This is a genomic window from Asticcacaulis sp. AC460 (genome assembly GCF_000495795.1).
GTDB lineage: Bacteria > Pseudomonadota > Alphaproteobacteria > Caulobacterales > Caulobacteraceae > Asticcacaulis.
Genome location: NZ_AWGD01000023.1, coordinates 49224 through 74961, shown reverse-complemented (window position 1 = coordinate 74961; position 25738 = coordinate 49224). Strand labels below are relative to the sequence as shown.

At 63.6% G+C, this 25738-nt stretch carries 22 protein-coding genes and 3 tRNA genes; 12 read left to right on the top strand and 13 right to left on the bottom strand.

Annotated features, from left to right (window positions below; genetic code table 11):
* Nucleotides 1–83 precede the first annotated feature (83 nt).
* Both ABAC460_RS38060 and ABAC460_RS49015 read left to right on the top strand, forming a co-directional pair.
* Nucleotides 84–1391 (top strand): PQQ-dependent sugar dehydrogenase, encoded by a 1308-nt coding sequence (locus ABAC460_RS38060; RefSeq protein WP_023453975.1) that lies wholly within the window; start codon nt 84–86, stop codon nt 1389–1391.
* A gap of 101 nt (nt 1392–1492) precedes the next feature.
* Nucleotides 1493–2167: a class I SAM-dependent DNA methyltransferase gene (locus tag ABAC460_RS49015; RefSeq protein WP_081716563.1), complete on the top strand. Its 675-nt coding sequence runs from the start codon at nt 1493–1495 to the stop codon at nt 2165–2167.
* On the opposite strand, the gene ABAC460_RS38050 is transcribed toward ABAC460_RS49015, so the two are convergent.
* From ABAC460_RS38050 to ABAC460_RS38045, 3 genes are all read right to left on the bottom strand, one after another.
* The gene (locus ABAC460_RS38050; protein WP_023453972.1) at nt 2060–3193 is read right to left on the bottom strand and encodes a DUF3419 family protein; all 1134 of its coding nucleotides are present in this window, start codon (nt 3191–3193) and stop codon (nt 2060–2062) included. The two genes, ABAC460_RS49015 and ABAC460_RS38050, sit on opposite strands and share 108 nt — an antisense overlap.
* Nucleotides 3190–4191: a Rieske 2Fe-2S domain-containing protein gene (locus ABAC460_RS0124700; RefSeq protein WP_162150329.1), complete on the bottom strand. Its 1002-nt coding sequence runs from the start codon at nt 4189–4191 to the stop codon at nt 3190–3192. The genes ABAC460_RS38050 and ABAC460_RS0124700 overlap by 4 nt, the downstream gene beginning before the upstream one ends.
* 81 nt (nt 4192–4272) lie before the next feature.
* Nucleotides 4273–4539 (bottom strand): hypothetical protein, encoded by a 267-nt coding sequence (locus tag ABAC460_RS38045; RefSeq protein WP_023453970.1) that lies wholly within the window; start codon nt 4537–4539, stop codon nt 4273–4275.
* A gap of 258 nt (nt 4540–4797) precedes the next feature.
* On the opposite strand from ABAC460_RS38045, the gene metE reads away from it, so the two are divergent.
* The 4 genes from metE (at nt 4798) to metG (ending at nt 12892) form a co-directional block, all read left to right on the top strand.
* Complete coding sequence (gene metE / locus ABAC460_RS38040; RefSeq protein WP_023453969.1) at nt 4798–7119, top strand: 5-methyltetrahydropteroyltriglutamate--homocysteine S-methyltransferase; 2322 nt, start codon at nt 4798–4800, stop codon at nt 7117–7119.
* Between the two features lie 245 nt (nt 7120–7364).
* Complete coding sequence (locus ABAC460_RS48365) at nt 7365–10775, top strand: calcium-binding protein (protein ID WP_023453968.1); 3411 nt, start codon at nt 7365–7367, stop codon at nt 10773–10775.
* A gap of 98 nt (nt 10776–10873) precedes the next feature.
* Nucleotides 10874–10949 (top strand) — tRNA-Thr (locus tag ABAC460_RS38035).
* A gap of 227 nt (nt 10950–11176) precedes the next feature.
* Complete coding sequence (gene metG, locus ABAC460_RS38030; RefSeq protein ID WP_023453967.1) at nt 11177–12892, top strand: methionine--tRNA ligase; 1716 nt, start codon at nt 11177–11179, stop codon at nt 12890–12892.
* A 93-nt stretch (nt 12893–12985) separates the two neighbouring features.
* On the opposite strand, the gene ABAC460_RS38025 is transcribed toward metG, so the two are convergent.
* On the bottom strand, nt 12986–13852 hold the full coding sequence (locus tag ABAC460_RS38025) for a dienelactone hydrolase family protein (RefSeq protein ID WP_023453966.1): 867 nt from the start codon (nt 13850–13852) through the stop codon (nt 12986–12988).
* A gap of 134 nt (nt 13853–13986) precedes the next feature.
* Here ABAC460_RS38025 and ABAC460_RS38020 point away from each other — a divergent pair, with 134 nt between their 5' ends.
* A complete protein-coding gene (locus tag ABAC460_RS38020; RefSeq protein WP_023453965.1) occupies nt 13987–14385 on the top strand; it encodes a DUF805 domain-containing protein in 399 nt (132 codons plus the stop codon).
* A 193-nt stretch (nt 14386–14578) separates the two neighbouring features.
* Nucleotides 14579–15019, top strand: a complete 441-nt coding sequence (locus tag ABAC460_RS38015; RefSeq protein WP_023453964.1) for a DUF805 domain-containing protein — start codon at nt 14579–14581, stop codon at nt 15017–15019.
* A gap of 10 nt (nt 15020–15029) precedes the next feature.
* Here ABAC460_RS38015 and ABAC460_RS38010 read toward each other — a convergent pair whose 3' ends face one another.
* Nucleotides 15030–15776 carry a YjbE family putative metal transport protein gene (locus tag ABAC460_RS38010; RefSeq protein ID WP_023453963.1) on the bottom strand — a complete coding sequence of 249 codons (747 nt, stop codon included), beginning with the start codon at nt 15774–15776 and terminating at the stop codon, nt 15030–15032.
* A 61-nt stretch (nt 15777–15837) separates the two neighbouring features.
* Complete coding sequence (rlmB, locus tag ABAC460_RS38005; protein WP_023453962.1) at nt 15838–16731, bottom strand: 23S rRNA (guanosine(2251)-2'-O)-methyltransferase RlmB; 894 nt, start codon at nt 16729–16731, stop codon at nt 15838–15840.
* A 159-nt stretch (nt 16732–16890) separates the two neighbouring features.
* Here rlmB and ABAC460_RS38000 point away from each other — a divergent pair.
* Both ABAC460_RS38000 and ABAC460_RS37995 read left to right on the top strand, forming a co-directional pair.
* Nucleotides 16891–16974: transfer RNA gene (locus tag ABAC460_RS38000), tRNA-Tyr, on the top strand.
* A 39-nt stretch (nt 16975–17013) separates the two neighbouring features.
* Nucleotides 17014–17087, top strand: a tRNA-Gly gene (locus ABAC460_RS37995).
* A gap of 88 nt (nt 17088–17175) precedes the next feature.
* On the opposite strand, the gene ABAC460_RS37990 is transcribed toward ABAC460_RS37995, so the two are convergent.
* The 4 genes from ABAC460_RS37990 to ABAC460_RS37975 all read right to left on the bottom strand — a co-directional run bounded on the left by ABAC460_RS37990 (nt 17176) and on the right by ABAC460_RS37975 (nt 20074).
* Entirely contained in the window at nt 17176–17655 is a 480-nt protein-coding gene (locus ABAC460_RS37990; RefSeq protein WP_023453961.1) for a MarR family winged helix-turn-helix transcriptional regulator, read from the bottom strand.
* Between the two features lie 88 nt (nt 17656–17743).
* Nucleotides 17744–18199, bottom strand: coding sequence for a nuclear transport factor 2 family protein (locus ABAC460_RS37985; RefSeq protein WP_023453960.1), 456 nt, complete (start codon nt 18197–18199; stop codon nt 17744–17746).
* Nucleotides 18196–19449, bottom strand: a complete 1254-nt coding sequence (locus ABAC460_RS37980; protein WP_023453959.1) for a YceI family protein — start codon at nt 19447–19449, stop codon at nt 18196–18198. Before ABAC460_RS37980 ends, ABAC460_RS37985 begins: the two co-directional genes overlap by 4 nt.
* A 10-nt stretch (nt 19450–19459) precedes the next feature.
* Nucleotides 19460–20074, bottom strand: coding sequence for a YceI family protein (locus ABAC460_RS37975; protein WP_031236931.1), 615 nt, complete (start codon nt 20072–20074; stop codon nt 19460–19462).
* Between the two features lie 187 nt (nt 20075–20261).
* Between ABAC460_RS37975 and ABAC460_RS37970 the strand changes: the two genes are divergently transcribed.
* Both ABAC460_RS37970 and ABAC460_RS37965 read left to right on the top strand, forming a co-directional pair.
* Nucleotides 20262–21992, top strand: coding sequence for a tannase/feruloyl esterase family alpha/beta hydrolase (locus ABAC460_RS37970; protein ID WP_031236929.1), 1731 nt, complete (start codon nt 20262–20264; stop codon nt 21990–21992).
* Nucleotides 21993–22336: 344 nt separating this feature from the next.
* On the top strand, nt 22337–23380 hold the full coding sequence (locus ABAC460_RS37965; RefSeq protein WP_031236928.1) for a LacI family DNA-binding transcriptional regulator: 1044 nt from the start codon (nt 22337–22339) through the stop codon (nt 23378–23380).
* Nucleotides 23381–23577: 197 nt separating this feature from the next.
* Here the strand turns inward: ABAC460_RS37965 and ABAC460_RS37960 are convergent, their stop codons facing one another.
* Genes ABAC460_RS37960 through ABAC460_RS37950 form a run of 3 tightly spaced genes read right to left on the bottom strand, consistent with a single transcriptional unit; the run spans nt 23578 to nt 25732 of the window.
* Nucleotides 23578–24060: a GlcG/HbpS family heme-binding protein gene (locus ABAC460_RS37960; protein WP_023453954.1), complete on the bottom strand. Its 483-nt coding sequence runs from the start codon at nt 24058–24060 to the stop codon at nt 23578–23580.
* 12 nt (nt 24061–24072) lie between these two features.
* A complete protein-coding gene (locus ABAC460_RS37955; RefSeq protein WP_023453953.1) occupies nt 24073–25209 on the bottom strand; it encodes an aldo/keto reductase in 1137 nt (378 codons plus the stop codon).
* A 43-nt stretch (nt 25210–25252) separates the two neighbouring features.
* Entirely contained in the window at nt 25253–25732 is a 480-nt protein-coding gene (locus tag ABAC460_RS37950) for a nuclear transport factor 2 family protein (RefSeq protein ID WP_023453952.1), read from the bottom strand.
* Between the last annotated feature and the right edge of the window lie 6 nt (nt 25733–25738).

The following is a 25738-nucleotide window of genomic DNA, read 5'->3' as shown; positions in this document are numbered from 1 at the left end:
CGCCGAACTTATCGGCTTGACCCAGAACCCCACCGCATTTTCATGCGCACCGGCCTAGCTTTCCGGCGAACCGGAGCGCAACCATGCCCAAATCCCATCTCACCGTGTGCCTGCTGGCCCTGACCCTGGCCGCCTGCGGTGAGGCCGCCAAACTGCCTTTCTCGGCCGGTGTCGGCTCCGATCCCCAAATCCCCAAACCTGCCAAGACAGCCTTTCCGACGGTCAAGATCGCGCCTGCCATCGGCTGGCCCGCCGGCACGACGCCCAAACCGGCCGCGGGCCTGACGGTGAAGGCCTTTGCCACCGGTCTCGACCATCCGCGCTGGCTGCATGTCCTGCCCAACGGCGATGTCCTGGTCGCCGAAAGCAATGCCCCGCCCAAGCCCGAAGACGGCAAGGGCATCAAGGGCACCATCATGAAGGTGGTAATGGGCAAGGCCGGCGCCGGCGTGCCCTCGGCCAACCGTATCACCCTGCTGCGCGACGCCGATGGCGACGGTGTTGCCGAGACCAAAACCACTTTCCTGTCCGGCCTGAATTCCCCTTTCGGAATGCAAGTGATTGGCGATGCGCTCTACATCGCCAACACCGACGCCATCGTCAAAGTCCCCTACACCGCGGGCGTCACCACCATCACCGCCACACCGCAGAAGGTGGCCGACTTGCCGGCGGGGCCGATCAACCACCACTGGACCAAGAACATTCTGGCCAGCCGCGACGGTAAGAAACTCTATGCCACCGTCGGCTCCAATTCGAACGTCGCCGAAAGCGGCATGGCAGTGGAGGCAAACCGCGCCGCCGTCCTGGAAATCGACCTGGTCACTGGTGCTACCCGGCTGTTCGCCTCGGGCCTGCGCAATCCCAACGGCCTGGCCTGGGAACCGCATTCGGGCGCGCTATGGACGGTGGTCAACGAACGCGACGAACTGGGCAGCGACCTCGTGCCGGACTATCTGACGTCAGTTAAGGACGGCGGCTTCTACGGCTGGCCCTATAGCTACTACGGCCAGCACATCGATACCCGCGTCGAGCCGCAAAATCCGGACCTGGTCGCCAGGGCTATCGTTCCCGACTACGCCCTGGGCACGCACGTGGCGCCGTTGGGCCTGGCCTTCTATACGGGGCCCCTGATTCCGCAGTACGCTGGCGGCGCCTTGATCGGCAGCCACGGCTCATGGAACCGCAACCCACGCAGCGGCTATGACGTGGTCTTCGTACCCTTCGGCGGAGGCCGTCCAGCGGGCCCGCCGCAAACCGTCCTCGACGGTTTCGTCAGCGCCGACGGCAAAGCCATGGGCCGTCCGGTCGGCGTCGAGGTTGACAAGACCGGCGCCATCCTTGTGGCGGACGACGTCGGCAATGTTATCTGGCGGGTAACGCCGGCCTCTTGATCTGGGCTGACGACCTCGTTATATCCGCATCGGGCTGTGGCGCTGCCGTCAAAACAATACGCTCCTCGGTGCAAGGCGTGCACTGACAGAGGAGCCGTATCATGACCTCCGATCCTTCAACTGAAAACCGCGCCGGCTACGACCGCTGGGCGCAACTCTACGACAGCTATCCCAACTCCACCGTCGCGACCGACGATCTGTACTTCCCACCGGTCTATGCCGATGTCTGCGACAGGAATGTCCTGGAAATCGGCTGCGGCACGGGCCGCCACACCGTCCGCCTGGCCGCTCAGGGTAACCGCGTCACGGCGCTGGACCTGTCGCCGGGCATGCTGGCTATCGCCCGAACCAAACTCGCAAATTTCGATACCGTCCGCCTGCTCGAAGCCGATATCCTGCAAACCGGCGACCTGGGCCGGTTCGACGCCGTCCTGACCGCCCTGGTGTTGGAACATATCTCAGACCTGCACCTGTTCTTCGCCCGCGTCGCCCATGCTGTCAAACCGGGCGGCCGCTTCTACATGTCGGAAATTCATCCCGATCGGATCGCTGGCGGAACGCAAGCGAATTTCACAGCGGCCGACGGCGAACATGTCCGCCTGGCCAGCTTCGCCCATACCGAAGCCGACATCCAGGCCGCCGCCTCAAAGGCCGGCCTTATCCTGATGCTACAACAGGACATCACCGGGGCTGAGGATCTTGTCCGCCTCAACCCCGACTGGACGCGTCACATTGGCCGGCGGATGATCCGTATCTGGGTGTTTGCCCGGCAGTAAGCCCGCGCGGATGTGATAGATGATGGCCTTGTCGCGGCGGGTCAGGTCCGCCGACAGGCTGTCATCCACGGAAACGGGCGCGGGCAGCGGGTTCATGAACACCCGCTCGCAGTAGCGCGCGCCCGGAGCCGCCACGGCCGTAACCCCGCGCCAGCAGGCGTCATAGGCAGCCACGTCGCAATAGGACCCAAAGTCCGACAGCGAGAAGGCATCGAACCGGCCTAGCCCGGACATGTCGGCCAGGCTGCCATCGACTATGGTCAGCCGATCGAGCCGCTCACGCACCACCGCCAAATTCTCCCGCCGCAGATGGACGGGCAGGGCGTCCGGATGATGTCGGCCCCGGAAGATCAGCCACGCAAAGTCGCTGTCACGGAAAAAGAAACGCCCTGCCGCATCACGAAAGGCGCCGGTCAGCCGCTCCGCGCACCCCTCTGCGTCCGGCAGGAAGGCGCCGCCGGGCTCGCCGATGACATGCTGCCAGAAGAAGCGGCCACTCAGCGTCCGCACGGCGCCCCGCCATAGCCCGTCGTCGAAATGCCGCCGCCAGATATCCGCCTGGTCCTCCAAGGTCCGCGCCGCAAACAACTCATCGATATGGCGGCCACGGATCAGTCCGGTCCCGAAGGCGCCGAAACGCAGCACCTTCTCCCACCGCCCGGCATACCATACGCCACCCCTGATCACACCGGGCCGTGCGTCCCAGAAGGCGGGATCGCCCAGGGCCGGCCGTACCTTGCGATACAAGGCCATCCGGTCGCCGCCGGTCAGCCCCAGAAAGGCGTACAGCTCATCCGCCTCCAAAACCCGCAACGCCGCCACCTTCAGCGCCAAGAGCTGGTTCTGCGCCGGATTGATATCCAGCGCCACCACCTCGGCGGCCTCCGACATCAGCAGGTCAAGCGGCCGCGTCCCGCTGGCCGTCAGGCACAATACCCGGTCGCCGCCGCGAATCCGCAGCGCGCGCAGTTCGGTCTCACCGTCCTCATTGGACGAGGTGAAGTTCAGGCTGGTGAAAAAGCTCATACCAGCATGTCCGGCATGCGGGCGGGCGCGACCGGGCTGTCGCCGCGCAACAGCGCATCGATGCCGGCGCGCAGAACGTCCTGGGGGGCGATATAGCTGGGCGTGCGGCCGAAGGCGGCGCGGTTGGCCGAGACGGCATTCAGGATCGTCTTGTCCTCGGAGATGATGCGCTGGAACAGGACCTGCATCATGGCGACTTTGGCGCGCGTCAGCCACGACTGCCCGGCCAGGGCCATGACACCGAAGGCGCGGATCTGGCCGGTCTCGGCCGGCGTCAGGTGAAAGCGCGTGCCGAAAACCAGCCGGCCGTTCTGGCGGTATTCGACCTCGGTGATGTTGGGGGCGCGGAAGCGATCGGTGATGTGATATCCGCCCTGGCCCATGAACTTGCCCATAAATCCATCCGGTGTCGCCACCGGGGGATAGTGGGCCTCGATCCAGTCCGGCCCGGTGACGATGGCCGGCGTGACCGGCCGCCGGCCCTCCGTCGCACGCAGGTAGCCGCCGTGCACCACGGAGGTGTGGGTCGTGTCGAGGATGTTCTCGGCAAAATCGGCGATCGTCGTCGCCACTTCACCGGTCATGACCACGGCCGTGCCGCCCGGAACCAGCGGCGTAACCGGCAACGCCAGGCCCTCGGCCTTGCGGCCCAGGAAAAGGAAGCCGTCGCCTTCCGCCGCCATGACCGGAGCGATAAACGCCGGCGCCGGGCAGGCCAGGGCCGGCATATGGCTGCAACGGCCGTCACGCTCGAAGCGCCAGCCGTGATAGGGGCAGGCGATGGCGCCGTTCTCGACCCGTCCCAGCGACAGCGGCGCACCGCGGTGGGGACAGATATCGGGCAGGGCGCCGATCCGGTCACCGTCCCGCCACAGGACATGCGCCACGCCATCGAACATGACCCTCAACGGCTTGTCTCTCAACGCGCTCGACAGAGCTACGGCGTACCATCCAGGCCGCAGTTCCGCCCGCATAGGCCAGGTCTTGCGGTCGTCCATCTGCATCCCCCATCAAATTTGAACAATGTTCAATATGATGCAGGCGCAGCCGGAATGCAAGCGGTTTTGCGCCTGACGGGTTTACTGGACGCGGTAATTCTCCTCGGCGCTTTCGCCGTTCACCCGCTCCTCGACGCCGTCGATATAGACGCGGACCTCTATTTGGCCGTCGGCAAGCTCACTGGTCTCGACCTTGTTGACGACGGCCGGTGCGCCGTAATGCGCCCGCAGTTCTGGATCGTTAATGCGGTGCTCGGGCAGGGGCGGAGCGGCAAAGGTGAAACCGTCTGAGGCATAGACCTCTTCACCGGTGTTCTGGTCGATCAGGCGATAAACATACTGGGGCATGGGAAATCTCCTCTGAATCCACATGCCGTCATCGCCGATAAGAAATCCATTCGGGCTGATCCAGATCAAATCCCTAGCAAAAATCACAAACATAAATATATGCACATATAAAGATATCTTTATATGATTGTTGACGGCGTGGAAAACCTGATCTACCGTGACGTCATCCTGTTCATCCCGGGAGTCACCCCTGCGGATAAGCCGTGACCCATGTGGGCGCGGTAACGCCGCCGCACGCCCCAATCCAAAGGAACCGCCGTGTCATCTCATCTGCCTGTCGCCACCCTGGGCACGCCCCGCATCGGCGCCAAACGCGAGCTGAAATTCGCCCTCGAAAGCTACTGGTCGGGCAAAACCGGCCAGCCGGAACTGCTGCAGACCGCCGCCACCTTGCGCGCCGCCAACTGGGCACGGCAAAAGGCCCGCGGCGTCGATATCATCCCGTCGAACGACTTTTCGCTCTACGACCATGTCCTGGACACCAGCCTGATGGTCGGCGCCATCCCGGCGACCTATGGTGAGACCCCGGACCTTGATACCTATTTCGCCATGGCGCGCGGATCCCAGACCGCCCACATCTGTACGCACGGTCACGTCCACCATCACGGTCCCGGCGTCCCGGCCCAGGAGATGACCAAGTGGTTCGACACCAACTACCATTGCATGGTGCCGGAATTCACCCCGGACCAGGCCTTCCGCTTGACCGCCTTCAAGCCGCTGGAGGAATTCCTCGAAGCCAAACGCCTGGGCTATCATACCCGCCCGGTCCTGGTCGGCCCTGTCACCTTCCTGCGCCTGGGTAAGTCCCAGACGGCCGGCTTCAACCCGCTGAGCCTGATCGATCGCCTGATCCCGGTCTATGCCGATCTTTTGTGCCGCCTGCGCGACGCCGACGCCGACTGGGTCCAGATCGACGAACCGGTCCTGGCGCTCGACCACGACGACACCACGGCGCAGGCCCTGCACACCGCCTATGCCGCTTTCGCCGAACAAGTTCCTGGCCTCAACCTCCTGGTCGCCGGCTATTTCGGCGGTCTGGAGGACAATCTCGACCTCGCCCTGTCGCTTCCCGTGGCCGGCCTGCACCTCGACCTGGTCCGCGCCCCGCAACAACTGGACACCGTCATCGCCAAGGCACCCGCCGACCTGACCCTGTCCCTGGGCATCATCGACGGCCGCAACATCTGGCGCGCCGATCTGGCCGCCATCCTCGACGGCCTGGAGCCGGTCATCGCGCGCGGCAAGCTGCAACTCGCCCCCTCATGCTCCCTGCTGCACGTCCCGATCGACCTCGACCTGGAAGACAAACTCGACCTCGACCTCAAATCCTGGCTGGCCTTCTCGCTGCAGAAGATGGACGAACTGAAGACCCTCAGCCTCGCCCTGACCGAGGGCCGCGGCGCCGTCCGTGCCGAACTGGCCGCCGCCACCTCGGCCGCCGAAGCCCGTCGGTGGTCGCGCAAGGTCAACGACCCGGCCGTCCAGATCCGGGCCAATGCCGTCATACCCGCCCACAGCCGCCGCAAAAGCCCGTTCCCCGACCGCGCCCGCCTCCAGCATAACGACTTCAAGCTGCCGGCCTTTCCGACCACCACTATCGGCTCCTTTCCGCAAACCGCCGAGGTCCGCCACGCCCGTTCGGCCTTCACCAAAGGCGACCTGACCGCCGCCCAATACGACGCCTTCCTGAAAACCGAGACCGAACGCGCCATTCGCTGGCAGGAGGAGATCGGCCTCGACGTCCTGGTCCACGGCGAGTTCGAGCGCAACGACATGGTCCAATACTTTGGAGAGCAGTTGTCGGGCTTCGCGTTTACCCGCCATGCCTGGGTCCAGTCCTATGGCTCGCGCTATGTCCGCCCGCCGGTCCTGTTCGGCGACGTCGCCCGTCCCCAGTCCATGACGGTCGAATGGTGGCGCTACGCCCAGTCCCTCACTGACAAGCCTGTCAAGGGTATGCTGACCGGCCCGGTGACCATCCTCAACTGGTCGTTCGTCCGCGACGACCTGCCGCGGGCCACCGTCTGCCGCCAGATTGCCCTGGCCATCCGCGATGAGGTCGCCGACCTGGAATTCGCCGGCGCCCGCATGATCCAGATCGACGAAGCCGCCCTGCGCGAAGGCCTGCCCCTTCGCCGCGGCGACTGGGACACCTACCTCACCTGGGCAGTCGAGGCCTTCCGCCTGTCGGCATCGGGCGTTGCCGACACCACCCAGATCCACACCCACATGTGCTATTCCGAATTCAACGACATCCTGGAGGCCATCGCCGCCATGGACGCTGACGTCATCTCAATCGAAACCTCGCGTTCGAAGATGGAACTTCTGGACGCCTTCACGGCCGGCAATTACCCGGCCGAAATCGGACCCGGCGTCTACGACATCCATTCGCCGCGCGTGCCGGAAGTCTCGGAAATGGTCCACCTGCTGTCTCTGGCGCGGCAACGGCTGGACGACGGCCAGATCTGGATCAACCCCGACTGCGGCCTGAAAACGCGTGGCTGGGCTGAAGTCCGTCCCGCCCTGGTCAACATGGTGGCGGCGGCGAACCAGCTTCGAGGCCGTTTCGACTGCGTATAATGCAACAGTAGTTTGGCTTGCCCCTTTCTTGCCCACCCCGTTTACGGGGAGGGTGGCGCGAAGCGCCGGGCGGGGCTCTTTCTTAAGAACTAAAATCAGCACTGCTGCCTGAGATAACGCCGGTCTGGCGAAGCCGCGTGCCACCCGCGCCCGGCTTCGCTACGGTGTCCGCTCACCGAAGCGTCATTCCGCGAAGATAGCCCTGTCATGCTATCAGTGACCGCCTTCCGCCGACGGAGCCTGCTATGACCAGCGTCCTGAACATCGAGAACGAAACCCGCGTTAATACCTACACCACGGGTGACCAGACAAACTGCGTCGTGACCCGATTGAGCAACGGCGGCTATGTCGTGGTCTGGGAAAGCTACGCCCAGGACGGCGACGGCGGCGGCATCTATTTTCAGCGTTACGACGCAAATGGCGTGGCTCTGGGATCGGAAACCCGCGCCAACAGCGTGACGGCCGGGGCCCAGTCTGATCCGGCCGTCGTGGCCATGGCGGGGGGCGGCTTCGTGATTACCTGGTCCAGCTTCGGCCAGGACGACCCCAATTTCGGCGTCCAGGCCCGGATATACAGCACCACCGGTTCCGCAGCGGGCACCGAATTCCTCGTCAACACGACCACCGCCAACACTCAGTACAGCCCTGACCTGGCCGCGCTCAGCGACGGCGGTTTTGTCGCCGTCTGGCAGAGCACCTTGCAGGATGGTGACGGCATCGGCGTCTATGCCCAACGCTACTCGGCCAATGGCCTGACCCTGGGGGGCGAAACCCGGATCAACACCTTTACGACGGGCGACCAATCCCACGCCAGGGCGACCGGCCTGACCGGAGGCGGCTACGTCGTCACCTGGACCAGCGACGGCCAGGACGGTTCCGGCGACGGCGTCTATGCCCGGGTCTATACCGGTGGGGGGGCGGCCGTAACCGCCGAGTTCCGCGTCAATACCCGGACGACCGACAGCCAGGCCCAGCCGGATGTCGCGGCGCTGGAAGCCGGCGGCTTCGTCGTCGTCTGGACCAGCAACCTCCAGGATGGCTCCTCTTACGGCGTCTATTGCCGGCTGTACAATGCCGATGGCACCGCCGCGGGTTCGGAGGCGCGGGTCAACACCTATGTCACCGGAACCCAGAACGTGCCGGCCGTCACCGCCCTGACCGACGGCGGCTATGTCGTTGCCTGGCAAAGCGGTCAGGACGGCGATGCCGCCGGGGTCTATGCCCAGCGCTATGACGCCCAGGGACGCGCGATCGGGCCGGAGCTGCAGGTCAACACCTATATTATCGGCGGCCAGACCGCTCCCGACGTGGTGGCGCTCGACGACGGCGGCTTTGCCGTGACCTGGCTCAGTCCCGCCCAGGACGGATCCGGCTTCGGAATCTACCGCAAGGAATTTTCCGCCGCCGCCAGCCTGACCGGCACCCAGCTTCTGTATGGCACGGCCGACGCCGACACTCTCGATGGCGGCAGCGGCGCCGACAAGATGTACGGCGGCTTCGGCGACGACCTCTACATCGTCAATTCGACCTCCGACCTGGTCAGCGAGCGTTCTAGCCAGGGCGACGACGAGGTCCGGTCGTCCGTCACCTGGACCCTGGGCAGCTATGTCGAGAACCTGACCCTGACCGGGGCGGCCGGCCTCACCGGCACCGGCAATACGCTGGACAACATAATCACCGGCAATGCCGGCAACAATTACTTGAACGGCGCCGCCGGCGACGACCAGATCAACGGTGGCACCGGCCACGACCAGATCTTCGGCGGCGACGGCGAAGACTACCTCGAAGGTCACACCGGCAACGATACCCTGCGTGGCCAGGACGGTCATGACGACCTGTTCGGCGGCGACGGCAGCGACAGCCTGGACGGCGGCGTCGGTCACGACAACATCGATGGCGGATCCGGCCACGACACCCTGTTCGGCGACGAGGGCGACGACCTGCTAGACGGCGGCACCGGCAATGATGTACTGCGCTTTTCCGCCGGTTACAACTATGCCGATGGCGGCTCGGGCACCGACACCATGTCGGCCGAGCTGTACGAATACGCCGTCGTCGCCAGCCTGGCTGACGAGAACATGTACGACGCCCTGGGCAACAGCATGGCGCTGTACGGCATCGAACACCTGAGGGGTTCGGCCTTCGGCGACGACCTCGTCGGCAATGCTGCCAGCAACCAGCTCGATGGCGGCCTCGGCGCTGACACCCTGGCGGGCCTGGGCGGCAACGACACTTACCTGGTCGACCATGTCGGCGACAGCGTCTGGGAAGCGGCCGGGCAGGGGACCGACCTGGTCCGCGCGTGGGTCAGCTTCAGTCTCGAGGGGACGCAGGTCGAAAACCTCATCTTGCAAGGTACCGGCCACCTGGTCGGCATCGGCAACGGCCTGAACAACCAACTGACGGGCAATACCGGCGACAACCGGCTGGACGGCGGCAGCGGTAACGACACCCTGTCCGGTGGCGCCGGTAATGACACCTATGTCGTCGACACCTTGTCCGATATCATTATCGAAGGTGCGACCACCGGCGTCGACGAAGTCCGTTCCGACATCAGTTATGTCCTGGGCGCCAACCTGGAAAACCTCATCCTGGTCGGTGTCCTCGCGACGTCGGGGACGGGCAATGCCGCCAACAACGTCATCACCGGCTTCAGCCAGGCCAATAGCCTGGATGGCGGCGGCGGCGACGACACTCTGATCGGCGGCGCCGGCAACGACACCTACGACATCGACTCGGAACTCGACAGCGTCGTCGAGTTGCTTAACCAGGGGATCGACACGGTCCGCGTCGCCTTCGCGGGCTATCAACTGGCCGACAATGTCGAGAACCTGATCCTGACCGCGCCGTCGGGTAACGCTGTCGGCAACCCGCTCGACAACGTCATCACCGGCAGCGAAGGCAACAACTTCCTGAACGGCCATTTCGGCGTCGACACCCTGATCGGCGGCCTGGGTGACGACAGCTACCGAGTCGATGAGGCGGGTGAGGTCGTGACCGAACTGAACGGCCAGGGTAATGACATCATCTTCACCCACATCAGCTTTTCGCTGGCCGGGACCTATGTCGAGACCCTGACGATTACCGGCATCTACGACGTCAGCGCTACGGGCAACGGCGAGGCCAACAGCCTGAACGGCGCCACCGGCAACAACGTCCTGGATGGCGGCGGCGGCGCAGACACCATGAACGGCGGGCAGGGCAACGACACCTTCTATGTCGACCATATCGGCGACAACGTCATCGAGGCGGCGGGCGAGGGAACGGACCAGGTGTTTTCCTCGGTCACCTACAGCCTGGTCGGCCGCAACGCCGAACACCTGACCCTGACCGGCAACGCCATCATCAGCGCTGCCGGCAATGGCCTGGGCAACCAACTGACGGGCAACAGCGCCGGCAACACCCTGAACGGCGGTGGCGGTAACGACACCCTGACGGGCGGCTTGGGCGCCGACTACTTCCAGTTCGGCGCGGCCTTCCGCGCCGACACGGTGACCGACTTCAACTCGGGTCAGGGCGACAAGATCCAGCTGGTCGGCCTGGGCAGCTATACGGTCACCCAGGTGGGCGCGAATGTGACGGTCGATTTCGGCGGCGGCAACATCATTACCGTCCTGACGTCTACGGCGGCGGACGTCTCCGCCAACATAATTTGAGGACGAGACCTGCCCTGACTCAAAAAAAAGGCGCCTGCCGCCTCTGGACATTCCGAACCTGTCTCGGCATAAGCGCGGTTCGTGAAATTTCACGCCTGGCCGGCTTAGCTCAGTTGGTAGAGCAGTTGTTTTGTAAACATCAGGTCACGGGTTCGAATCCTGTAGCCGGCACCACCGCCATTTCACCGCCGAACCCATGAGTGTCTTGAGTTTTGTTTGCTGACGCAAACCGGGGTTCGAATCCTGTAGCCGGCACCATTTTCCCAAATAAAGCTTGCCCATATGGGCTCAAGAAAATACAGGTCACGCCCGGTCCAACCTCTGTAAGATCAAGGCGAGGGGGGCCCAAGAACCGTTCTTTGACCCCTTGACCCCGATCTTGAAAAGGTTAAGAGCCAGCCATGTCTCGCATCCTCATCACCTCCGCGCTCCCCTATATCAACGGCATCAAGCACCTCGGCAACCTCGCCGGCTCGATGCTGCCGGCCGACGTCTACGCCCGGTTCATGCGCGCCCGCGGTCATGAGGTGCTCTATATCTGCGCCACCGACGAACACGGCACCCCCGCCGAACTCGCCGCCGCCAAGGCCGGCCAGGACGTCCGCACCTATTGCGACGAACAGCACCTGATCCAGAAGAGCGCCGGTGAGGCGTTCGGCCTGTCCTACGACTGGTTCGGCCGCTCGTCGTCGCCGCAGAACCGTCAACTCACCCAGATGTTCTGCGAAGCCCTCGACAGCAACGGCCTGATCGAAGAGCGCGTCGACAAGATGGTCTTCTCCATCGACGACGGCCGCTTCCTGCCCGACCGCTATGTTGAAGGCACCTGTCCCCACTGCGGCTACGAAAAGGCCCGCGGCGACCAGTGCGACAATTGCGGCCGTCTGCTCGACCCGACCGACCTGAAAAACCCCTATTCCGCCGTCTCGGGCTCGACCAACCTGGAAGTCCGCGACACCCGCCACCTCTACCTGCTGCAAACCAAGGTCGAGGAACAACTGCGTGCCTGGATCGCCAGCCATGACAACTGGCCGCACCTGGCCAGGTCCATCGCCAACAAGCACCTCGACGAAGGCCTGATCGACCGCGGCATCACCCGCGACCTTGCCTGGGGCGTGCCGGTGACCAAGGACGGCGCAGCCCGCCCGGGCTTCGAAAACAAGGTCTTCTACGTCTGGTTCGATGCGCCCATCGAATATATCGCCGCCACCCGCGAATTCTTCGACGCCCAGAACGATCCGGACGGCTGGCAGAAGTGGTGGCGCCTCGACCAGGGCGCCGACGACGTGACCTATGTCGAATTCATGGGCAAGGACAATGTCGCCTTCCACACGGTGAGCTTCCCGGCCACCATCCTGGGCTCGGGCGAACCATGGAAGATGGTCGACACCCTGAAGGCCTTCAACTGGCTCAACTGGTACGGCGGCAAGTTCTCGACCTCGATGAACCGCGGCGTCTTTATGGACCAGGCCCTGGAACTTCTGCCGGCCGACTACTGGCGCTGGTATCTGATCGCCAATTCGCCGGAAAGCTCGGACAGTTCCTTCACTTGGGAACAGTTCCAGGCGACGATCAACAAGGACCTCAACGACGTCCTCGGCAACTTCGTCAATCGCATCACCAAATTCACCGAAGGCAAGCTGGGCGGCACGGTCCCGGAAGGCGGCGAGGCCGGTCCTATCGAGGAAAAGCTTTACGCTGACGTCGCGGAACAACTGGCTGAAGCCACCGAAGCTCTGGAAACCATGGAGATGCGCAAGGCCGCCCAAGCCGTCCGTCGCATCTGGGTGCTGGGCAACGAGTATCTGCAGGAAGCCGCCCCCTGGACGGCGATCAAGACCGACCCGGCCCGCGCGGGTGTCATCGTCCGCCATGCCCTGAACCTGGTCCGCCTGAACGCTGCCCTGGCCCAGCCCTTCATGCCGTTCTCGGCCGGAAAGATCGCCGCGACGGTCGGCGCCACCTTGCCGCTGGCCTGGCCGTCGGCGGACATCCGAGCTGAACTGGACACCCTCCCCACCGGTCAGGCTGTCGCCGCCGGCGAAATCCTGTTCAGCAAGGTTGAAGACGAAAAGGTCGCCGAATGGACAGCCCGCTTCGGCGGCGCGGAAGCTTAAATTCCCTCTCCCCGTTTACGGGGAGAGGACGAGAGCCGAGCGAAGCGTGGGCGATCGGGTGAGGGGCTTTACGATCGATACTGGCTCTCTAACCTAAACCAGATACTTCTTAAACCACCCCACCGTCCGTCCCCAAGCCAGATCCGCCGCGGCCTTGTTGTACCTGGCCTCGGAAGTGTCGTTGTTGAAGGCGTGCTGGACGCCCTCATACACTTCGATATCGAACGTCTTGCCCGCCGCCGTCAAAGCCGCCCGATAAGCCTCGATGCCGGCATTGATGCGTTCATCCTGGCCGGCATAGTGAAGCAGCAACGCTGCCTTGATCCCCGGCACATCCTCCAAAGGCGGCTGAGCACCGTAATAGGCGACCCCGGCCTTCAGCTTCGCCGACTTCGTGGCGAACCGGTTGACCAGCCCGCCGCCCCAGCAGAAGCCGACCGCGCCTGTGGTCTGGCGCGCAAAACCCTGGCTCTCCAGCCATTCCAGACTGGCCTCGGCATTGGCGACATTCTGGGCCGGATCCAGTTGCCCGATCAGGTTGCGCGCCTCGTCCTCATTCGCAGGCGTTCCGCCCTTGGGCGACAGGAAGTCCGGCGCCAGGGCGACAAATCCCTCTAACGCAATCCGCCGCGCCACGTCTCGGGTATGGGCGTTCAAACCGCGATTCTCATGGATGACGATCACACCGGGCAAGGCGGCCGAAATCGTCGCCGGCCGCGCCACATAGCCCTTGAGGCCGCCATAACTGACATCCGTACCCGTGATACGCGCGTCATCCTCGGGCACGATGGCCGCCTTGGCCGGGCTGGCGGCCAGCAGCGGCGCCACGGCTACGGCCACAGCCGCCGATCCGCACAGGGCCGTCAAACGCTCCATAAAGGCGCGCCGATCGGGATTGCGGGGGGTAAAATCGTCATAGGCGTCGATCATGGCCTGGGTGATGACGGGTTTCTCGGACATGGTGACCTCCTGGGCTGGTACGACTTTAACGTGGCGGCTGCCCCGGACCGTCGCTTTACCATATCGGCAATCGTAAGTTTACGCGCCGATCCGCCTATGCTTATCTCTCAACCTCATTTCCAAGGGAGGCCTTCATGTCCATTACGGAAACGCTTTTCAGCGCCCAGGGGCGCATCCGCCGCCGCGACTACTGGCTTTGGAGCATAGGCATGAGCCTGGTGTGCAGTGTCGGCATAGGTGTGTTCGGTGGCGCAACCGGTGCCTTCGGCGCCATGGAGCGGGGTGAGTTTCCTCCCCTCTTCGGATTGGTCTACACCGTTTGCGTGATCGTCCTGACCTGGATCAGCGTCTGCCTGATCGCCAAGCGCTGGCACGACCGCGACAAGTCGGGCTGGATGTATCTCATTCTGTTCATTCCGATCATTGGTGGCCTGTGGACCCTGATCGAGTGTGGTTTCCTGGATGGTACGCAAGGGCCCAATCGCTATGGTCCGTCCCCCAAGGGCATCAACGATCAGCCTGGCGTGTTCTGATCACGGACTGTCATTCCCCATTTCGCGTTGCCCCTCATGTGAGGACATACGCTGTTTTGTGGCGAAATATTTACCAACCCGCGCCGACGATCACGGTACAGTGTAATTCGCGCCATTCGGGAAAATGTCACCGCATGGTAGTCTCCCCGATGACGAGTCGACACAGGCTCGCATCAGAAACAGGGAGGCTACCATGCGTATCACCGACATTCTGCTGAGCCCCAATGGCCGCATCACCCGTCTCGGCTTCTGGGGCGCGTGGCTGGCCGTCACGTTTATCATCGCCATTGCCGCGGTCGGCCTGACGACCCTGGCCGAATTCAGCGCGCAGAAGGGCGGCTTCCAGCCGCCGGTCCTGGGTGACGGAGATGTCGGCCGTTTTGCCTGGATCGGCCTGATCCTGGCCGTGCCAGTCGCCTGGATGGCTTTCTGCGTCCTGATCAAGCGCTGGCACGACCGTGGCCGGTCGGGCTGGTGGCTGCTGGTGCCGGTGATCGGCCAGATCTTGGCCCTGATCGAATGCGGCTTTCTCGAAGGCAACCGCAGCGGCAACAAATACGGTCCGTCACCCGCGCGCGGCCGCTACGACCGCCCCTTGCAATTCGGCGACGAAATCCCTGAGGATATGGCGTAAGGCGCTAAGCTTAATGTGAGAAGTGCTTCACGTCTTCGGGCGAGATATCCATGATGTCCGGCACGATCTTGTTGTACTCGGCGACCTTCTTAGTATCGACCACGATATCGCGATGGCCTTCCCATATCATGTTCAGCGCCACATAAAGGATGACTGCCAGGCCGATAAAGCCGATCCAGCGGTGCTTGTGTAGCAGCTTGGCGATGAAGTGCGACGCAACGCCCATCAGGGCAATGGCCAGGACCAGGCCGATGACCAGCACTTCGGTGTGGTGACGCGCCGCACCGGCGACGGCCAGCACATTGTCCAGCGACATCGACAGGTCGGCGATCAGAATCTGGACGACGGCGGCCCCCAGCGTCTTCTGCTTCCTGGCCTTGGCCGGCGCATCGACTGCGCTGGCGGCCTGCTCCTCGGCGTGATGTTCGTGCAGTTCGCGCCACATCTTCCATGCCACCCACAGCAGGAGCAGGCCGCCGGCAAATAACAGGCCGACGATGAGCAGCAACTGCGCGGTGATCAGCACGAAGCCGATGCGCATCACCACGGCGCCGATCAGGCCGTACATGATGGCGCGCTTGCGCAGCTCCGGCGCGAGCCCGGCCGCGGCCAGGCCGACGGCCACGGCATTATCTCCCGCCATGACCAGGTCGATGAACACGACCTGCAAAAGCGCCGCCGCCTGCGACAGCAACTGCGGGTCATTCAGGAACGCGGGCAGGGATTTGTGCAGGAACTCGGACAAAAACTCGGGCATGGGGCACCGGAATTAAGGTTAAGCTCCAGTCCTAACCGTCAATCCGACCCCTTGTCCATAGTCAAGTCGTACGCGCCAGGGCCTCATAAAGCGAAATCGAAGCCGCGTGGCTGACATTGAGGCTCTCGAACCCGCCGGGCATCGGGATGCGGGCCAGGTGGTCGCAATGTTCGGCGACCAGCCGCCGCAGACCCTCGCCTTCGGACCCCAGCACCAGGACCAGCTTTTTCAGGGATCCACCCCAACCTTGTTGCTCCAGAAGTGTATGCAGGTTGAACTCGCCTTCGCCGGCCAGGCCGACGCTGACATAGCCGTTCTCACCCAACACTTCCAGGGAACGCGAAAGGTTGGTCACCCGCGAAAACGGCACCATGTCGACGGCGCCGGCGGCGGTCTTGGCCAATACGCCCTGCAGCGGCGGCGAGTGGCGGTCCTGCATGACCAGGCCCGTAACGCCGAAAGCCGCTGCCGAGCGGAAAATCGCGCCGATATTCTGCGGGTCGGTGACCTGGTCCAGCATCAGGATGACGCCGTCGCCCGATTCCATGAGCGCTTCGAGCGGTTCGCCCTCCAGCACCGGACCATGCAGGGCGATTCCCTGGTGGACGGCGCCCTGGGGCAACATACGGGCGATATCCGGCCCCAACAGGGTCGAAATCTTCAGTCCGGACCGTTTCAGCAGGGCAGGGGCGATGGTTTGCGCCCGGTCCTCGCTCAGGAAAAGCTTTAGCGGCCCGGGTCTGTTCACATTTTTGAGCGCGGCCTCGACCGCATGGACGCCCCAAAGCCAGCCATCGTCATTGACCTTAGATTTTTGAAAAGACTGAGGTTTTGGCGAATTTTCGGCCTGGCGCGGACGCTGCGTTTCGGGCGGGCGGGGCCGTCCGGAGAATTTTTCTGGCCGGTTTTTGCTTTTCGGGCGTTTCGGGTCGTTGCGTTCGCGATTTGATGACACTATAAGACGCGCTCCGATTTGAGGCCTGATGACGATGGCTTTTGATCCGGCTTGGTCTTTAAGCGGCTAAAGTCTGTGAATCAAAAAGTTTTTTTCATTTTTAGGCTTGAGCTTTTCATCAGGTTCGAGTTTAAGGCGTCCGGTTCTTTGTGAGTGCATGGGGGAATGTCCCGAGCGGCAAAGGGGGGGGACTGTAAATCCCCTGCGTAAGCTTCGCAGGTTCGAGTCCTGCTTCCCCCACCATCACTCACGAAACACTGGTCCCGCGCTTCAAATCGCAATGCGGGTATAGCACAATGGTAGTGCAGCAGCCTTCCAAGCTGAGGATGTCGGTTCGATCCCGTCTACCCGCTCCAACTCATCACGTCTCCGGGCTGCCGTAAACTTGGGAAATTTCCCGGCGCGCCAGGTGGAAAACCGGGATGGGTCCGTTTTTGTGAGCCGTCAGGCGGACTTGCCCAGTGTGGCCAGGCGTTTCAGTCCATCCATGAAGTTATCGACGTCTATGCCATCCAATACGGCAGTGACCCGGCCCGTATGCTCGATCTGCAGGTCCAGCGCCCGGCGCAGGACGCGCCTGCCGTCGTCGGTCAGATGGACCTGGTTGGCTCTGCGGTCATTGGCGTCGACCTGTCGGTCGACCAGTCCGCGGGCCTCCAGGCCATCCACCAGGGCGACGACGTTTGGCCGCAGCATCCTCAGCCGGTCACAGATGGCCTGCTGGCGCACACCCGGATCCGATTCGATCAGCATCAGGGCCGACAGGTCAACCGGCCGCAAGCCGGTTTCCTTGAGCGCTTCGATGATATCGCTGAACACGGCCAACTGCGCCATGCGCAACTGAAAGCCGACCTGGTCCTCGATGATGATGGTGAAGTCCGACTCATCGGCTTTGCGTTGTGAACGGGCAGGGGTCTTGGTCAAGGCTTGGCTCCATACGGCCAATCCTTCCTACAAAAAAATACCGCCCGTGCCAAATTGATATCCATCATACCAATTCGGCGCCGGAGTCCTATCCCGCCGGCGTGAACATCGGATTGCCGCTGGCTGTCTTGTCGGCCGGTACTTCCGGCTGCAGAACGTCCCAGTGCTCGACCAGCTTGCCGTCCTCGACGCGGAAGATGTCGACAGCGATCATCGGTGTCGGACCAAAGCCCGTATAACGGCCATGGATAGCGACAAAGTCGCCATCAGCGATCACCAGGCCGGGCTCATATTTGAAATTGGCCGGCAGATTGTTCAGCAGGCCGGGCAGCGCCTCGACGCCATTGGGAACCATGGGATTATGCTGGGTATAGGTCTTGCCCCAGTAGGTTTCGATCGCCTTCGGATCGCGGTCGATGAACAGGGCGGTCATCGCCGCCCGGACCAGGTCGGCATTGCCTTTTGGTTCCGCCTGCGCGGCGGGCGCGGCCAGTCCCAGCATGGCCACCGCGGTCAGAACCGCGTAAAACTTGTGTCCGGTCATTCCGGTTTTCCTTTCTGTGTTGAGGTGGCGGCGTTCAGGCGGACCACCACCTTGACCTTGGCCGGAACCATGTCCGTACCGGTAAATTCCCCGCTGCCGACGCCGAAGACGGTCCGGTCCACGACCGTCTCGCCGCTCACCGTCGCGCGGTCGCCCTTGATGCTGAGCGTAAACGGCAGGTCGACCGCCCGCGTCACGCCATGCAAGGTCAGCTTTCCATGAGCGATGTAGCGTCCATTGCCGATCGCCGTAAACCGTTTCGCGTCGAAGACCGCCTGTGGAAACTGTTCGGTCGCAAAAAACTGGCCGCCCTGTACCGTCGTGTCGCGATCGGCGTCACCGGACCGCGAGGACGCCAGATCGATGCGCACCGTTACCCGCGATGCTTCCAGCCGGTCGGGATCGAAGGCGATATCCGCGCTGAACCGGTCGAAAGCGCCGTCGATCGTCTCGCCCTGGAACGTCGTGGACCACCCCAGCGACGTGCCGGTCTTTTGCAATGTCCAGCGCGTCACCGGTTCCACCTCCGCCGAGGCCGAAGCAGACGGCTCGGTGGAGGCCTGTATCTCCGCCACCGCGGCGGCGGCGGCCGGTTCCATGGCCACCGCCTGGCCGGCCGGCTTTTTCCCGCCGGCGCCGATCACCTGGCTGGCAAGGATCGCTACGGCAACGACCGACACCGGCACCAGCCAGCGCCAGTTCAGCAACGGTTTCGGCCGCAATCCCGGCATCATGCGTTCCATCACCGTGTCGCGGTCGACCAGGTGATGCTTCAGCGCCGCAGCGACATGCAGCGGGATCATCAGCCAGGTCAGGACCTTGGCGCCCACATCATGCAGCGCCTCGAACAGCTCATGCGCCGCCTCAGTCGGCGGCACCGGCAGGTGAAACCAGTCGAAGACAAAGAACGGTATCTCCCGCGCCGAGGTCGACACCATGGCCCATCCCGTCAAAGGCATGCCGATCATCGCCACGTAGAACAGCCCATGCAGCACCCGCGCCGACAGCGCCTGCCAGGCTGGCATAGGCGGTTCCGGCGGCGCCCTGAAGCTGAACCTTAACCCGATCCGGACCAGACTCAGCAACAGGACCAGTATCCCCGACGACTTGTGCCAGAAGGCCACGGCCAGGACGTGCGGGTTACCCGGATTCAGGCCCCACCCCAGCGCGATCATGAACACGATCAGCCCCGCGATGAGCCAGTGCAGCCATCGGCTCAGGACATGATAGGACGGCACGGACTCGCTCATCGGACCAGGCCTATTTCTGCTTGATGAATTCGGCGTCGATCAGCAGGTCGACCTTGTCACCGATGGCGGGCAGATAGGTCTTCATGCCGAAATCGGACCGTTGGATCGCGGCGGTGGCAATAAAGCCTGCGCGCGTGTCGCCCATCATACCGGTGCCGAATCCGTTGAAGGTCACATCCAGCGTCACGGGTTTGGTGACGCCCAGCAGCGTCAGCTGCCCCTCGACCCTGGCATGGGTCGCATCGACCGGGACCAGGCGCGTCGAGCTGAAGGTAATGGTCGGAAACGCGGCGACATTGAAAAAGCCAGGCCCCTTCAGGTCGCCATCGCGCGCATCCATGCCTGAATCCAGCGCGCCGGCCTCGACCGTGACGTCCAGCTTCGCCAGCTCCGGTTTGGCCGGATCATAGTCGAAACCGCCCGTGATCTTGTCGAACGCCACCGTGGTCGTCGAAAAGCCGAGATGGTCGATGCGCGCCTGCACAGTCGTGTGGGCCGGATCGGCATTATACCGCCCGGCGGTGACCTGGGCCGGATCCTTCGACGTGATGGCGCAGAGGGCGGGCAGGGGGGCGAGCACGGCGAGCGCAACGGCCGCCGCAGCAGCGTGGAATATCCTTGTCATGATGAATCCTGGAAATTGGGGAGAGGACATTAATTGTTATTCAACATAACAAAAATGACAAGCCTTTTCTTTGTTGCAAATGAAAGGGTCGCAATTTGACCGGCAAAAATCGACCGGACGCCGGAAAGGTCGTGACAGCCTATAATAGTTATGCAACGTATCAAAAAAAAATGCGGAGGATATGACCATGAAAACCTGGCTTCTGAGCGCCCTGCCAATGAGCGTCTTGGCCGTGATAGGCCTGGCATCTGCGCCTGTGGCTTTTGCCCAGGATCACGGCTTTGCCACCCAATGCAGCGCCCTGGCCGGTCAGACCCTGAGTTTCAATGGCGACCAGGCGCGCATCGTGTCGGCCGATTTCAGGCCGGACAAGGCGCCCTTCACCTATGGCACCTTCGCCGGCCCGGCGACCCTGAACCTGCCGGCCCACTGCGACGTCTCCGGAATCATGCATGAGCGCAACGGCCGCTTCGGCCAGGCCTACGCCATCCGCTTTCATATGCGCCTGCCGGCCGACTGGAACCAGCGCATGGTCTTCCAGGGCGGCGGGGGCAGCAACGGCGTGGTCGGTGACGCCCTGGGCCCGCTGGCCACCTCCGGCCCCACGGCGATCGAGCTCGGCTACGCCGTCATCAGCCAGGATTCCGGCCACGACAACGCCACCAACTCCGACCCGGCGCGCAACGGCGAACTGGCCTTTGGCTTCGACCCCCAGGCCCGGAGCGACTACGGCCATACCTCGCTGAAAGCCTCCGCCGATGCGGCCAAGGCCCTGATCCGCAAGACCTATGGCAAGGCCCCGCGCTACAGCTATTTTGTCGGCTGCTCGAAAGGCGGGCAGGAGGGCATGACCTTCGCGCAATACTACCCTGACGTCTTCGACGGCATCGTCGCCTCGGCGCCGGGCTTCTCCTTGCCGCGCGCCGCCGTGGCCGAAGCCTGGGACGTCGACGCCTTCGCATCCCTGGCCGCGGACGCCAACGGCCACGTCAATCTCATGGACCTGCCCAGGACCTTCTCCAACGCCGACTTCGCGCTGGTCCATACCGCCATTCTCAAGGCCTGCGACGACCGCGACGGCATTGCCGACGGCATGGTGCTGAATTTTCTGGCCTGCCGCGACGACGACGTCGTAGCGCAACTGGGTGCTGTTCAGTGCCGCGATGCCAAGACCGCCGCCTGCCTGTCGGGCGCCCAGATCACCGGCCTGCGCCGCGTCATGGCGGGCCCGGTCAGCAGCTCCGGCCGTCCGCTCTATGCCGGCTGGTACTGGCCGTCGGGCATCGCCAACGACGCCTGGCGGATGTGGAAGATCGGCTCCGAAGACGGCCGTATCCCGGCGCTCAACGTCCTGTTGGGCGGCGCGTCCCTGGCCTCGGTCTTTACCACGCCGCCGACCACGCTCGGTGATCCGCAAAGCCGGCTGGACTATATGCTGGCCTTCGATTTCGACCGCGACGCCGGCCGGATCTACGCCGCGGCCGATCCGTTCACCCATTCGGCCTGGGCCAGCATCGCCTCGCGCTCGACCGACCTGTCGGCCTTCCGCGCTCGTGGCGGCCGGCTGATCGTGCCGCACGGCGATTCCGATCCCGTCTTTTCGCTGAAGGACACCGTCGACTGGTTCGACGAGGTCAATGACCGCAACAACGGCAAAGCCTCCGACTTCGTCCGCGTCTTCTCGGTCCCGGGCATGTGCCACTGTGGCGGCGGCCCCGCCACCGACCAGTACGACATGTTCACCGCCCTGGTGGCCTGGGTCGAAAAGGGCAGGGCGCCGGACTCCGTCGTCGCCACTGCCGGCGGCGGCACGCCGTGGCCGGGCCGCCAGCGCCCGCTGTGCGCCTACCCGCAAACCGCCCATTATCGCGGCGGCGACGTCGAAAAGGCCGACAGCTTCGCCTGCCAGGCGGGTTGACGGAACTAGAGCGCATCCCGAAAAGTGCGTCACACTTTTCGGGATGCGCTCTAATCGCCATCTGTTTCCAACCATGCCGCTTTTAGGCGTGTCGCATTGTCATGAAAGAGGGCGCCTTAAGGTCATGCGACTCTTAAGGCGCCAGTTGGCGCCGGTTGAAGGTCGCTCCACGGGATGGAGGGCAGCGCTGACGTAATTTGACTTACGTCAGCGCTGCCGTCAAGGTGGTTCGATGCAGATGAAAATCGGCGTCCGGGGCCGGGAAGGCGGGAAACCCGCCGCCGGGGACTGGACAAGCAGGCACGCAGCCGTGATACTTGCACGGTCATACAAGGTTGAAAATTTTGGCGAATCTGACCCTCGACGATCTGGCGAAGCGTGCGAATGTCTCGGCGAAGACCATTTCGCGCGTGGTCAACAAGCTTCCCGGTGTCGGCGCCAAGAAGCGCGCCGAGATCGAGAAACTGATCGCCGAAACGGGCTTCCGGCCGAACTTTGGCGCCCGGGTCCTGGCCAGTTCGCGCACCTACACCATCTGCATGGTGGTCGAGGACCAGACCTCCCACTATTACTTTTCGGAACTTCAGATCGGGATTTCGCGGGCCTGCATTTCGGCCGGCTATCACCTGATCGTCGAACCGGTCCGCGACGTCCTGGAAAAGGGCAAGGACGCCATTGCCCGCCACTTTGCCGCTTTTCGCCCCGACGGGCTGATCGTCGTGCCGCCGGTCTGCGAGGCCTCGGGCTTTACCGATGCCCTGACCGAGCTGAACCTGCCCTTTGTCTGCGTCGCGCCGGTCGAAGGCAAGAACGCGAAATCCTATGTCGAGATGGACGACGAACTGGCCACCTATGAGATCACCCGGCACCTGATCGATCTGGGGCATCGCGAACTGGCCTGGCTGTCGGTGAGCAAAAACCTGGCCTCCATGGGCCTGCGCGAATCCGGTTTCCTGCGGGCGCTGCGCGAAGCCGGCATCGACCAGCGGCCGGAGTTCCGCCTGCCGCCGCCGCCGGAGCCAGGCCATGGCCATGAGATGGCCTACCAACTCCTGACCTTGCCCGACCGTCCGACGGCCTTGGTGTGCGGCAACGATTCGGTGGCCATGGGCAGTATCGCCGCCGCCCAGCGCGCCGGCCTGGTCGTGCCCCGCGACGTCAGCGTCGTCGGCTTCGACGACAGCCCGGCTTCCGAAAGCTGCTGGCCGCCCCTGACGACGATTCATCAGCCGATCAGCGCCATGGGCCAGCGCGCGACGGAAATTTTGCTGCGTCATCTTGACCGCGACCAACCGGTCACCGGCCTGACCCAGGAGCGCGTGCAATACGCCCTGGTCCATCGCCACACCACCGCTCCGCCCGCTAGTATAGCTGAAAAAGATAAGTGATTTAAACAACTTATCCCTCCCCGTTATACGGCGTATCGTATGCACACATCTGCCCGAGATGCAGAGTTCCTTATACTCCCCCGTTATACGGGGGAGGTGGCTGCGAGCGACAGCGAGCAGTCGGAGGGGGGATTTGGCCCGCCGGTGTTTCCCCGGAATGAGCACGAAGTCTACAAGGCCTGGCGCCGGTAACTACCTTAGGGCCTAGACCCGACCACTGCCGCGACTTCGGCATCCTGAGCAGAGGTTCCGCCCGACACGCCCAAGGCGCCGACGACGCGCCCGTCGACGACGATCGGCACACCACCACCGACCGCCAACACCTCGTCGGACGAGAGAAGCACCAGACGGCCATTCTGAACCCGGGTTTCCAGTTCGGACGTCGGCAGCCGAAGCCGGGCGGACGACCGCGCCTTCTGTTGTGCCAGGGAACCCGAAGCGTAAGGCGCATCTTCCATGCGAACAAAGGCGACCAACTCACCGGTCGGTTCGACGACGGCAAAGGCCATGTTGAGGCCGCGCGCCACCGCGGCCTGCCGGGCCCGGTCAATCAGCGACAGCGCGTCGTCCGTCGCCATCGCCTGACCATAACGGCTGGGCGGTGCGGTCTGCGCCGCCGCAGCGACCGGGATCGCCATCGCAAGGAAGCAGGTCAAAATGACGCTATGAACATGACGCATGGAAGCCTCCTTTCATTGCGCCCGGAGCGGCGCTTCGACATCCGAGAAACGCTGCACGGCCTCCGGCAACCTGGCGCCCTGGACATCGATAGCGGCCACCGCCGCGTTCAATTCCGCCAACTCGGAGGACGTAAAATGAACCGCCGCCGCGCCGGCGTTTTCGCGCATATGCGCCATCTGGGTCGTGCCGGGAATGGGCACGATCCACGGCTTTTGCGCCATCAGCCAGGCCAGAGCGACCTGTGCCGGTGCCGCCTGCTTCCGCTCGGCCCACGCTTTCAGCAGATCGACCAGCCTGAGATTGTTCGGCAGGTTCTCCGGCGCGAACCGACCCTCGATCTTGCGGATGTCGCCGTCGGCGAAGCGCGTATTGGCGTCGATCGCGCCGGCGAGGAAGCCGACACCCAGCGGACTCCACGGCACAAACCCGATGCCCAGTGCCTCGCAGAGCGGCAGAACCGCCGCTTCCGGACCTCGCCATAACATCGAATATTCGCTCTGGACAGCGGTCACGGGCAGTTCGGCATGGGCCCGCTTCAAGGTGTTCAGTCCCATCTCGCACAGCCCCCAATGCAGAAGCTTGCCCTGGGCTTTAAGGTCCTTGACGGCCCCGGCGACATCCTCGATCGGCACGGCCGGATCGACGCGGTGCTGATAAAGCAGATCGATACGGTCGGTACGCAGCCGCTTCAGCATCGCTTCCACGGCCACCTTGATATGTTCCGGGCGGCTGTTCTGTCCGGGCAGGCGCTTTCCCGTCTCCAGGTCGATATTCCAGCCGAATTTGCTGGCGATCTGGACCTTGTCGCGGAAGGGCGCGACACCTTCACCCAGGATGCGCTCGACTTCGAGCGGGCCATAGGCTTCGGCGGCGTCGTACAGGGTGATCCCGCCATCGTAGGCGGCGCGGATGATATTGATCATCTCCGGCCGACTGGGGACGGTGGTATGATAGGTCCGGCTCATATTCTGGACGCCGATGCCGACCGCCGAAACCTCCAGAGTTCCCAGTTTGCGGCGGCCGACGCCTGGTGCGGCCTGGGCGGACGATGGGGAGGCCAGCGGCGCCACGCCGGTGGCGGCCGCGGCAAACAGCAGCCGGCGACGGTCAAGGCCGGCGTCCGTGGGATTGATACGCGCTTTGCTCATAATGTCCTCCTTTGGCTTCCGCTCATCCGGGCGCAGCCCCTGTTTAGTTTCCGAGCAGCCGGGTAAAGGAAAGCGAGCCCAGCTTCCATTGGCCCTGTTGCTTGATATAGACTTCGGTGACCATGAACGGGTTCGTCACCTCGTTTCCGCCGACAACGGCCAGCAACCGGATCTTGCTGAGTACGATCGCCGTATCGCCGATAAAGCGGGCCGACTCCTGTTCGATGTCGGCGCGCTTGTACTGGATCATTCCACCGGAAATGACGCCCAGCTCCTCCGTCTTCGACATCGTGCCGCCCATATGGACAAAGACGGCCTTATCGTCGAACAGCCTTTCCAGGGCGTCGGTATTACGCTCGGCCATCCACAGCCACTTCTGGCGCGACAGGGCAAGGATCTCCTGCGCCTGGGCCACTTCAGTCGGGCCCACCTGAGTCTGGGCGGGGTTCGTTTGCGCCAGGGCGCTTCCGCCGATCGCGGTTGTGGCGACCGCTATACCGAAAGCGAGTGATTTCCAGATCATGTGACT